Source organism: Actinomyces minihominis (assembly GCF_900187855.1).
In the GTDB taxonomy this organism is placed as follows: Bacteria; Actinomycetota; Actinomycetes; order Actinomycetales; family Actinomycetaceae; genus Scrofimicrobium; species Scrofimicrobium minihominis.
The window spans coordinates 86036-96612 of the sequence record NZ_FYEG01000007.1; the positions used below are offsets into that span (position 1 = coordinate 86036).

The following is a 10577-nucleotide window of genomic DNA, read 5'->3' on the forward strand; positions in this document are numbered from 1 at the left end:
CTATTCTTACCGACCTTTCAACCTGTCGGCAGGGCACCTTATCCTTGGGGTATGAAGTCACAGAATGAAGAGGCCGTAGAGGTCGACCGGGGACTCAATGTTGAGTCGTTTAATCTCGACCACTGCAGGGTCCAGGCCCCCTATGTTCGGGTCGCTGACCGCAGGGTTCTGCCGGGTGGGGACGTCCTCATCAAGTACGACGTGCGTTTCACCCAGCCCAATGTGGAGCACCTGGAAATGGACGCAGTTCACTCCATTGAACACATGACCGCCCACCACATGCGCAACCACACCGATGCCCTGATCGACTTTTCCCCCATGGGCTGCCAAACAGGTTTTTACGCCCTGACCCTGGAACTTGAGTTCGATGAGTTCAGCGATGTTCTTGAGGCAACTTTCAAGGACATTCTTGGGGCCGATGCGGTTCCCGCGGCTAACGAAATCCAGTGTGGCTGGGGGGCCAACCATTCACTACAGGGCGCCCAGCGCGAGGTGGCGAAGTTTCTTGAGGCACGGGATACCTGGCACATCGTTGAAGAAAACGGTTCGAACAATGACTAACCTTCACCCCGTCATCATCGCCTGCGCCATGGAGGAAGAGGCGGAACCGTTCCTCACCGCTCTGACTGCGGATCCCACCATTCCCGTGCCGAAGTTACCCCGGGGCTTTCAGGGTCCGCTGACCTTCACTGCCGGACGGCTTGAGGACCACCCGGTGATCGTTGCGACCACCGGCATCGGCATGACGAACGCGGCTCTGGCCGCCACGGTGGTTTCCACTGCCCTCAACCCCCGGGCCGTGGTCTTTGCCGGCACTACCGGTGGGCTGGGGCGCAACGTTCACCTGGGTGACGTTGTCGTCGGGGATTCGGCGCTCTACCACGATGCCGACGCCACGGCCTTTGGCTACAGCGCCGGACAGATTCCCCAGATGCCCGAAACCTATGATGCGGACCCCCACCTCCTCGCTCATGCCGAGGCCGCGGTGCGTACCACCGGCCTGAAGTTCCATGCGGGTCAGGTCAGTGCCTCAAACTCTTTCGTGACCGGTGAGCAGGTAGCGCCGGTGCGTTCCCTGTTCCCCCATGTGGTTGCAGTGGATATGGAGACGGCAGCGGGTGCGCAGGTGTGCTGGTCCTTCAATGTCCCCTGGGTGTCACTGCGGGCCGTTTCCGACCTCTGCGACCCCAACGCCAATGAGGTGTTTGACAGCTCGGCTCCCGCAGCCGGCGCGGCCAGCTTTGAAGCGGTCCGGGCTCTGCTGAAGCGGATCTAAACCTCATCCCGGGTGAGACGGGAGGGAGGGCGGGTCACAGAAGGCGGCAAGCTGGTGTCATGAGCAAGTCCCCCGCCACCGCCTCCTTTGAACGTAAGCCTGTCCGTCGCGCCCTGATCTCAGTTTCTGACAAGACCGACCTCGCCTCCCTCGGTCAGGCACTGGTAGCAGCGGGGGTTCAGATCGTCGCCACCTCTTCAACCGTCGCGGCCCTGGATGAGGCCGGGGTTGCAGCAGTCCGGGTCGAGGACGTCACCGGCTTCCCCGAACTGCTTGGAGGTCGCGTCAAGACTCTGCATCCTGCCATCCACGCCGGCCTGCTGGTCAAGCAAGATGATCCCGTCGGTCTCGCCGAACTTGAAGGTCTGGACCTCGCCCCCTTCGACCTCGTCGTCGTCAACCTCTACCCCTTCGCAGCCACCCTGCGGGGCTGCGGCAGTCACGAAAACCTCATCGAGATGATTGATATCGGTGGTCCTACGATGATCAGAGCGGCCGCCAAGAACTACTCCTCGGTCGCCTGTATCACCAGCCCCACCCAGTACCCAGACCTCATCGACGCGCTTCGCAACGGGGGAACCACGGCGGAGCAACGCCGCACCTGGGCCACCTCCGCCTTCCAGCAGGTGGCTGACTATGACGTTGAGATAGCCAACTGGCTCACCGCGGGGGAAGATCCCACTGCGGTCACCAGACCCTGGTTCGGAACTACCTACCAACTGCGAAAGAGTCTGCGCTACGGAGAGAACCCACACCAGTTGGCCGCCCTCTACACCTCGGGGTCCGAACCTCAAGGGATCGCTTCAGCCCAGGTCCTCGGGGGCAAGGCGCTCTCCTATAACAACCTGCAGGATGCAGATGCTGCCTTGCGAGCAGTGAACACCGTCGACTACGCGCCCGGAGTCGCCATCATCAAGCACGCAAATCCCTGTGGCATAGCGGTGGCGGACAACCTTACCGACGCCTACCGCAAGGCGCTCGCCAGTGATCCGATCTCTGCCTTCGGCGGGGTCGTTGCTTTAAACCGGTCCGTTGATGCTGATACGGCTGAGCAGATTATCCAGGTGTTTACCGAGGTTGTCATCGCCCCCGGCTTTACTGAAGATGCCCTCAAGATCCTGCGCTCCAGGGCCAACCTGCGGATCCTCGAGTGTGCTACCGGGACCGCCGGCCACCAGCTTCGGCCGCTCAGTGGTGGCCTGCTGATCCAAACGTCCGACAGTACTGGCGCAGAGGACGAGTTCGCCTCCTGGGACCTGGTGGCCGGAGAAGCCGTATCGGAGCAGACCGCCCGGGACCTCCAGTTCGCCTGGTACGCCTGCCTGCCGGTTAAGTCCAACGCCATCGTCCTCGTCAAAAACCAAGCCACGGTCGGCATCGGAATGGGGCAGGTCAGCCGGGTTGACGCGGCCCAACACGCTGTTACGAGGGCGGGAGCTGGCGCCGGAGCCAGGGGAGCCGTGGCAGCATCGGATGCCTTCTTCCCCTTCCCCGATGGTCTCCAGATCCTGGCAGACGCCGGCGTCAGAGCCGTGGTTGCCCCCGGGGGATCGAAGAACGACCACCTCGTCATTGAAGCCGCCAGAAAAGCCGCTCTTAGTCTCTACTTCACGGCACGGCGCCACTTCACCCACTAGACCGCCTGCGACTCGCCGGGGAAACCCTGAACCATCCCTGATTTCCCCCTGATACTTCAGGGTTCGAAGCATCCGGTTCAGTATTCTTGGGTTAACCGCTTGCGACTAACGCCTCCGCGCCCTGTCTCGTCCTCGACCTCATTCCCACCCCAGCCGGCAAAGGTGTCCGAAATGAAAAACTTCCGAACTTCCGCAGTCGCCATCCTCTCTGTTAGTGTCCTCGGCTTGGCAGCCTGCTCGTCAGGTGGGGGGTCGCAGTCCGGTGACTCCACTTCGTCCCCGTACGAGATGGGCCCTCTTGACGAGTACCTCTCTGTGATGTGGGAAGGGGAAGAATGGACCCAGGAAGACTACGACGCGCAACACGTCAAACGTGAAGAGCTCATCGCCGAATGCATGGCGAAGGAGGGCTTTGAGTACATCCCTGACACGAACAACGGGCCCACATTCTGGTCTTCGGAGGACTTCGAAGAAATCGACTGGAACTCGATTGAGTACGCCGAAAAGTACGGTTACGGAGTGGTTGACTGGCCGGGTCGCGAAGAGATGGAAACCTCTTCCGAAACCGTGGAAGAGTACATCGATCCCAATCAGGATTACCTTGATTCGCTAAGCGAGTCGGAGCTCAACACCTACTACGAGGTTCTCTGGGGCACCCCAACGATTGTCGAACCCATGGAGGGCGACGGCACCGAAGAGATGGAGTACGAGTACAACTGGGAAGAGAACGGCTGCTACGGCTGGGCTGACCACGAAACCAATGCTGACAACGCAGCGATGAACATCTGGGAGGACCCGGAGTTTGCGGACCTCCTGGAGCAAACCGGAGAGCTGTGGAACACCGCAGAACAGGACCCCGAGATGGTTGCGGCACGCGGAGAGTGGGCCGCCTGCATGAACGAGGCCGGCTACTCGGAGTACAACACCCCGGACGAGGCTCAGCAAGCCATGTACGACGAACAGAGCAAGATTTACGAGGACGCAGCAACTACCGACGGTGAGTGGGTGGAGCCGCCCCAGGCGCTATGGGATGAGCTGCAGGAACGAGAGATCGCCCTCGCCACCGCGGACCGAAAGTGTGCCATCAAGGTGAAACTTACCGAGAGGTCCCAGAAGGTGAACCACCGACTGCAGCAGGAGTTCCTCGATGCCCATAAAGCCGAGCTGGACGCCATGATCGCCAAGGTTACGCAGTCCTCCAAGAACTGACCCGTAACCCGTCCGAAGTAAAGTTGACCCGGGGGCCGGTACCCTGGTAACCGGCTGAAAACTGCCCTTTCAGCACCCGCCTCCCGCTAACGCTTGCACAAACAAAGGTGTCCGTCTTGAGAAGTCTTCGTTCCTCTATTGCCGCCGCCCTGGCCGTGGGTGTCCTTGGCCTTACCGCCTGCTCCACAGGGGGTGGGGCGCAGTCGGGAAACGCTGGGAACACCGATGAGGCCGTCGGTCCGCTAGATGAGTACCTTTCGGTGCTGTGGAGCGGAGAGGACTGGTCTGAGGAGCAGGCTCAAGAGAAGCAGCGCCAGATTGAAGAACTGATTGCCCAGTGCATGGCCGATGAGGGCTTCGAGTACATTCCGAACACCACCAGTCTGATTCAGCCGCGTTTCGAAGACGGTTCAACGGAAGAGATCCCCTGGGATTCCCTGGAGTTCGCTGAGAAGTATGGCTACGGCATCATCGACTGGCCCGGCCGTGATGAGGTCTACATCCCGGATGAGGAGGGTCCCGCGTGGGTTGACCCCAACCAGGAGTATGTCGAGTCTTTGAGCGAGTCGGAGCGTCAGGCCTACTTTGAGACGCTTTATGGCGCTGAGACCTCAAACGAAATCCTCGACTCCTCGATGGCCTATGAACCCTCGACCTACAACTGGCAGGACCACGGCTGCGCCGGTTGGGCTGACTATGAGGTCAATGGGGATCAGGTTGAGTTCAACGTCTGGGACGACCCCCAGTTTGAAGACCTCATGGACTCAATAGGCCAGCTGTGGGATGACATTTACAACAGTCCGGACATGGCTGCCATCGAAACCGAGTGGGCTGCCTGCATGTCCGAGGCCGGCTACCCGGGATTTGCCGCCAAAGACGACGCCATGACCCAGATGTTTGATCTGCAGAATGAGCTCTACGCTGACTCTTCGGTTGGTGAAGAGTGGGTGGAGCCGTCCCAGGCAGCCAAGGATGAGTTCCAGGAAAAAGAGATTGCCCTGGCAGTTGCCGACTGGAAGTGCACCGACAAGATCCAGTATGCCAAGAAGCGCCTTGACGTCGATCACAATGCCCAGCAGGCCTTCCTCGATGCTCACAGGGCCGAACTGGATGCCATGGTCGCCAAGGCCAATGAGATGAAGAGCAACTAGAGGAACCTGTGAGTATCGAAGAGACCGAGGTCATCGAAGTAGTCGAGACCCCTGCCGAAGAAACCCAGAAGCCCAAGAAGGTCTGGGCCGGTAAGCGCCTGGTGGCACTGATTGCAGGGGTGGCTGTGGTTTCTTTGCTGCTCGGGGTGGCCCTGATGCAGTTTGTCGTTTCGCCCGCCGAGGTCCTGGCTAACACGGAGGCCCCCGAACCCGGTCCGGTGACCGCGGTGATCGAAGACCGAGTCATCGAAAACCTGGTGACCACCCGCGGTGAAGTCACCTATGCGGATCCTGTCCAAGTCACCATTGACACCGCCTTTTCCGAGGGGCGACCCATCGTTACCGGGCAGGTTCCCGCGGTCGGTGCGGTTCTTGAGGCTGGAAACGTCGCCCTCGAGGTGACGGGGCGTCCCGTCATCGTCCTGCCGGGTGAGTTGCCCTCCTACCGCAGCCTGGCCATCGGGATGAGGGGACCGGACGTCATTCAACTCAAGCAAGCCCTGGGCACCCTGGGGATCTACGCGGGCAATCCCGAGTCTGACCTTTTTGAATGGGACACCTCCGTTGCCGTGGGTCAGCTCTTCGAAAGGGTCGGCTACACCCCACCCACCGGTGGCCCCGAAGCCCTTGAGGTGCTGCGCAACGCACAGAACAACGTTCGCTCCGCCGAGGGGAACCTCAACCGCGCCTACTCCGCCTACAACACCGCCTACGCAGCTTCGCAGACCCCACCGGCTGAAGGTGAGCCGCCGCTCGAGGTCGATCTCAGCCTGCTCCTGGCAGACATTGACGACGCCGAGGCCGCCCTTGCCGATGCCAACGAAATGCTTGAGGAAGCCCAGATCGCAGTTCAACCGACACTGCCCTCAGGTGAAGTCCTATTCATGCCCTCCCTTCCCCGCCGCGTCGACGAGGTGTTCGTCAAGCGTGGCGACACCGTCGAGGGTCCGGTGATGACCGTCTCCGGTGCCACCCTGACCATTCAGGGCACGGTTTCCAAACAGGATGCCGACCTACTCAAGGATGGGATGGAAGCCTTCTACCAGGGTCCCGACGGTGAGGAACTGGTTGCCACCATCAAGACCATTGAAGCCCCCTCGGGTTCGTCCGGTGAGGGGGAAGCCGCCAGCTCCGACCGCTACAGGCTGACCCTCAATCCGGGGAAGCTCACCGAGGAACAGATCAGTGCGCTGCGTGGCACCAATGTCCGCATCACGATTCCAATCGCCTCGACCGACGGCTCTGTCGCCGCGGTGCCGCTGGCCGCCCTTTCAGCCGGCCCTGACGGGGGTAACCGGGTTGAGCTGCTGGTTCCCACCAAGGACGACCCGTTTGCCACGGAGTTGGTCCCCGTCACCATCGGTCTTTCCGCGGGTGGGTTCGTCGAGATCTCCTCTGATGATCCGCGCATCGAACCGGGGGCAAAAATTGTTGTTGGACGTTAGTGTCGAAGAGCAACAACCCCTGATCCGCCTCGAAGACGTCACCCGGATTTTCCCCGGCCCCCCGGCGGTCAATGCCCTGCGCGGTGTCGACCTCACGGTGGAACGCGGGGAGTACCTGGCTATCGTCGGCCCGTCGGGTTCCGGTAAGTCAACCATGCTCAACACCCTGGGGTTATTGGACCGCCCCACCGCCGGGACCTACTGGTTCGACGGCATCGATGTTTCCTCGCTCTCTGAGAACGAGCGCGCCGCCCTGCGCGGAGGCTCCATCGGATTTGTCTTCCAGTCCTTCCAACTGCTGCCTACCCGAACCGTCCTCGAGAACGTCATTCTTTCTACTGCCTACGCCGGCATTTCCCGGGCCGAACGTGAACCGCGAGCACGATTGGCTCTGGACCGTGTCGGCATGAGTCACCGCAGTGACTTCTTTCCCGGTACCCTCTCTGGCGGTGAGAAGCAGCGGGCCGCCATTGCGCGTGCCGTCAGTTCAGCCCCGCGGCTCCTACTGGCTGATGAACCGACCGGGAACCTTGACCAGCAGAACTCACGGTCGGTGATGGAACTGTTTGAGGACCTCAACAACGACGGCCTCACCATCGTCATGATCACGCACGACCCCCTCGTCGCCGCCAGCACCCACCGCCAGGTGCGGATGCAGGATGGTCGCCTCGAAGACTGGAGCTACTGATGGCTCGAATCAGGTTCCACCGCCTGAGGAAGGGCGAGGACGAGGTGACCGAAGAGGTCGTCGCGCCCGAAGAAGTGATCGTGATCGACGAGGTCGAAGTACTCGTCGACGAGACTGAACCGGAGAGGAGTCGCGCCGACTGGGCCCGCTGGTTCGGCCGCTCCAAGAAGAAGGACAAGAAGCCAAAGCTGCGCAGTGGCTTCACCTTCCGCGACCTCGTTCATGAATCCCTCGAGGGTGTGGGTTCCAGGCCCTCCCGCCTTCTCATCACACTTCTTGGCACCATCCTGGGCATCGCATCGCTGGTGGCCACCCTGGGTCTGGCGCAGACGACAGCCGGGCAGATCTCCAAGAACTTTGACCTGTTGCAGGCCACTCGCGTCACCGTTCAACCGGGCAAGGTTGAGGGACAGGGCGGTCAGGAGCGTATTTCTGCAGCGATTCCTTGGAACGCTGTATCACGCGTGCAGGACCTGGTCGGTGTCGTCACCTCGACCCTGTACTCGGAGGTCACCAGTGGCCCCACCGTGACGGCCGTGCAGATTGTTGATCCATCCGAGGCCGCCTCGGCTCCCCCAACTGTCGTTGCCGCGTCTCCCGAACTTCTCGAGGTCGTTCAGGGCAAGCTGGGAACCGGGCGCTTCTTCGATACGGGACACGATCAACGCCAGGATCGTGTCGTCGTCCTTGGGCGTCAAGCCGCGGAGAAGCTGGGGATCAATCGCGTCTCCGGTCAGCCCGCGATCTTCATCAACGGCATGGCCTATTCGGTAATAGGAATTCTGGACGAGGTCGGGGTGCGGGAGAACCTGCTGCGCTCCGTCATTGTCCCCGTCGAAACAGCCCGGGCTGACCTCGGCCTCACGGTGGTTGACAGCCTTGATATCCGTGTTGATATGGGCGCGGCACAGGTGGTGGCGCGGCAGGCCCCGATCGCCCTCGACCCCAACAACCCGGAGGCGTACAAGGTCAAGGCACCCCCCAGTACGTCGGCGCTCCAGGGCCAGGTCCAGGCAGATATCAACGTCCTGTTTGTCGCCATCGGGCTGGTGGCGCTGGTCGGCGGGGGCATCGGCATCGCCAATGTCACGCTGCTGTCGGTGACCGAACGCCGCGGCGAGATTGGGTTGCGACGCGCCCTCGGGGCCAAGACCAGCCAGATTGCCCAGCAGTTCATCCTCGAGTCCCTCACCACGGGCATCCTCGGGGGTCTGATCGGTGTGGCTCTCGGCTTGTTCACCATCCTGGGGGTCTCAGTCCTGCAGGGTTGGACCCCGGTTCTAGCTCCGTGGGTTCCAGTTGCGGGGGTTGTGGTGGGCGCGCTGGTGGGCCTGATCGCGGGGACCTATCCGGCGATCAAAGCGGCTCGAACTGAGCCTGTCGACGCCCTTCGCGGGGCCTAGTCAACCTAGGCGGCAACCTTCCCTGGCTTACGCAGCGCGCCGGCCAGGAGGAAGGCGATCGGCAGCACGGCGGCAATGGCCATCAGCGCCCAGATCACGCCGATGCCCTGTCCCAGCAGGCCGATGAGAGGCGGTCCACCGAGGAAGGCGACGTAGCCGATGCTGGAAACAACTGAGACGCGGACGGCCGCATTGCGCTGGTCGTCACCACCGGCTGACATGCCGACCGGGAAGCCCAGGGAAACCCCCAGACCCCACAGGGCCACACCGATGAACATGGCGATCAGATTGCCGCTGAGGACGAACAGCAGCACGCCCGCAAGCGCAATGACCGCCTGAATCCGCAGCACCATCACCCGGCCGAATCGGTCCAGGAGGTTGGTGCCAAACCAGCGTGAGATGGTCATGGTGGCAAGGAAGGTGGCAAGGCCGAGGGTGCCGATGGCAGCGCTCTTCCCGAAGTCTTCGACCATGGCGACACCGATCCAGTCGATGGCGGATCCTTCCGCGAAGGCAAAGAACATGACGAAAAGTCCCACCATCAGGGTGCGTGGTTCACGCCAGGCCTGACCGAGGGAGATATAGGGGGAACCACTGCCCGAGGTCGGCTGAGCCGAACTGTCTTCCTGGCCCTCATCGGCCTCGGCGTCCACCACCACGGTGCTGGCAGGGTCTGCGAATGGGTCCTCGACCAGTGGATCCACCCCGCTGACAGCGAGCTCGTCCTCATCAAGCAGTTCACTGACATCAAGCGGGCTGAGGTAGCCGGCGACTCGAATCGCCACCACGATCGCCACGATGGCACCGATTCCGACCAGGTTGACGGTGATGCTGACGTTCCAGGCGATGAGGACGGCGCCAATCAGCGCACCGGCAACCGTACCCATGGAGAACCCGGCGTGGAACTTGGGCATGATCGCCTTACCCAGGCGGTGTTCAACGGCGCTTCCCTGCACGTTCATGGCGATGTCCCAGGCTCCGACACCGAAGCCTAGGAAGAAGAGGGCGATGACGACGGGAACCGGGCCGCCGATATAGCCGAGGCCGATGGCAGCAAGGGAGGACCCGGCAAGGATCGATGCGAAGCGAACGGTGAGCTTCTCTCCGATCTTGCGGATGATCAGGCCCGCCACGGGAAGGGCGCAGATTGACCCCACCGCCATGGCAAACAGGACCAGACCCCAGGCGGCAGGGTCCATATCGAGGGCAGCCTTGAGCTGGGGAATCCGGGAGGCCCAGGTCGAAGAGATCAGCCCCGCACCAATGAAGGCGATGAAAGTGGAGATGATGGCTGTGCGGGTTTTGGTATCAGCCTTTGGTTTCACCGGGGAAGCGGATCCAGTGGGATTCAGGTTTTCGGTACTGCTCACCCGGTCAGCATAAGGTTCACAACCCTGCCAATTCGCACCTGCCGGGGACAAGTGCGCAATCTGACTGTCGGATCTGCTGCGCGGCGCGGGGGCACGCGCCCTCGAGGCAGTCGACTTCCCCGGGTGGCGCGCCGTTGTAGCCGGTCGCGATGATCCGGCGGTCCAGGACGATCACGGCGCCGACCTTGCGCCGCGTGCACTTCGCGCGCGCAGCGACGGCGTGAGCAATCTGGAGAAAGTACTCATCCCACGTAGGTACCTCGGACACTGTGGGATAAAGGCCAGAACGTGGTGTTTATGATCGGGGTTGGTGGCGTGGTGGCGCGTGTTAGTGGCTGTTATTAACTCCCACAGAGTTAATAAGGGGTGGGTCGTTGACAAGGAGGACTCCTTGTGGG

Annotated in this window: 10 protein-coding genes; 8 read left to right on the plus strand and 2 right to left on the minus strand. The window is 61.8% G+C overall.

What is annotated here, in order from left to right; genetic code table 11:
* Window positions 1-51: 51 nt before the first annotated feature.
* The 8 genes from CS903_RS07715 to CS903_RS07750 all read left to right on the plus strand — a co-directional run bounded on the left by CS903_RS07715 (window position 52) and on the right by CS903_RS07750 (window position 8809).
* Window positions 52-561: an S-ribosylhomocysteine lyase gene (locus tag CS903_RS07715; RefSeq protein WP_099332971.1), complete on the plus strand. Its 510-nt coding sequence runs from the start codon at window positions 52-54 to the stop codon at window positions 559-561.
* Window positions 554-1276 carry a 5'-methylthioadenosine/adenosylhomocysteine nucleosidase gene (locus tag CS903_RS07720; RefSeq protein ID WP_099332972.1) on the plus strand — a complete coding sequence of 241 codons (723 nt, stop codon included), beginning with the start codon at window positions 554-556 and terminating at the stop codon, window positions 1274-1276. Before CS903_RS07715 ends, CS903_RS07720 begins: the two co-directional genes overlap by 8 nt.
* A gap of 59 nt (window positions 1277-1335) precedes the next feature.
* Complete coding sequence (gene purH / locus CS903_RS07725) at window positions 1336-2913, plus strand: bifunctional phosphoribosylaminoimidazolecarboxamide formyltransferase/IMP cyclohydrolase (RefSeq protein WP_099332973.1); 1578 nt, start codon at window positions 1336-1338, stop codon at window positions 2911-2913.
* A gap of 171 nt (window positions 2914-3084) precedes the next feature.
* The gene (locus CS903_RS07730; protein ID WP_099332974.1) at window positions 3085-4122 is read left to right on the plus strand and encodes a hypothetical protein; all 1038 of its coding nucleotides are present in this window, start codon (window positions 3085-3087) and stop codon (window positions 4120-4122) included.
* 116 nt (window positions 4123-4238) lie between these two features.
* Window positions 4239-5273 (plus strand): hypothetical protein, encoded by a 1035-nt coding sequence (locus CS903_RS07735; protein WP_129587634.1) that lies wholly within the window; start codon window positions 4239-4241, stop codon window positions 5271-5273.
* 8 nt (window positions 5274-5281) lie between these two features.
* On the plus strand, window positions 5282-6718 hold the full coding sequence (locus CS903_RS07740) for an efflux RND transporter periplasmic adaptor subunit (protein ID WP_207203787.1): 1437 nt from the start codon (window positions 5282-5284) through the stop codon (window positions 6716-6718).
* Window positions 6708-7406 (plus strand): ABC transporter ATP-binding protein, encoded by a 699-nt coding sequence (locus CS903_RS07745; protein ID WP_242491805.1) that lies wholly within the window; start codon window positions 6708-6710, stop codon window positions 7404-7406. The genes CS903_RS07740 and CS903_RS07745 overlap by 11 nt, the downstream gene beginning before the upstream one ends.
* Window positions 7406-8809 carry an ABC transporter permease gene (locus CS903_RS07750; RefSeq protein WP_099332977.1) on the plus strand — a complete coding sequence of 468 codons (1404 nt, stop codon included), beginning with the start codon at window positions 7406-7408 and terminating at the stop codon, window positions 8807-8809. Before CS903_RS07745 ends, CS903_RS07750 begins: the two co-directional genes overlap by 1 nt.
* Before the next feature lie 5 nt (window positions 8810-8814).
* Here CS903_RS07750 and CS903_RS07755 read toward each other — a convergent pair whose 3' ends face one another.
* Window positions 8815-10179: an MFS transporter gene (locus tag CS903_RS07755; RefSeq protein WP_207203788.1), complete on the minus strand. Its 1365-nt coding sequence runs from the start codon at window positions 10177-10179 to the stop codon at window positions 8815-8817.
* 16 nt (window positions 10180-10195) lie between these two features.
* A complete protein-coding gene (locus tag CS903_RS07760) occupies window positions 10196-10447 on the minus strand; it encodes a deoxycytidylate deaminase (protein ID WP_207203789.1) in 252 nt (83 codons plus the stop codon).
* Between the last annotated feature and the right edge of the window lie 130 nt (window positions 10448-10577).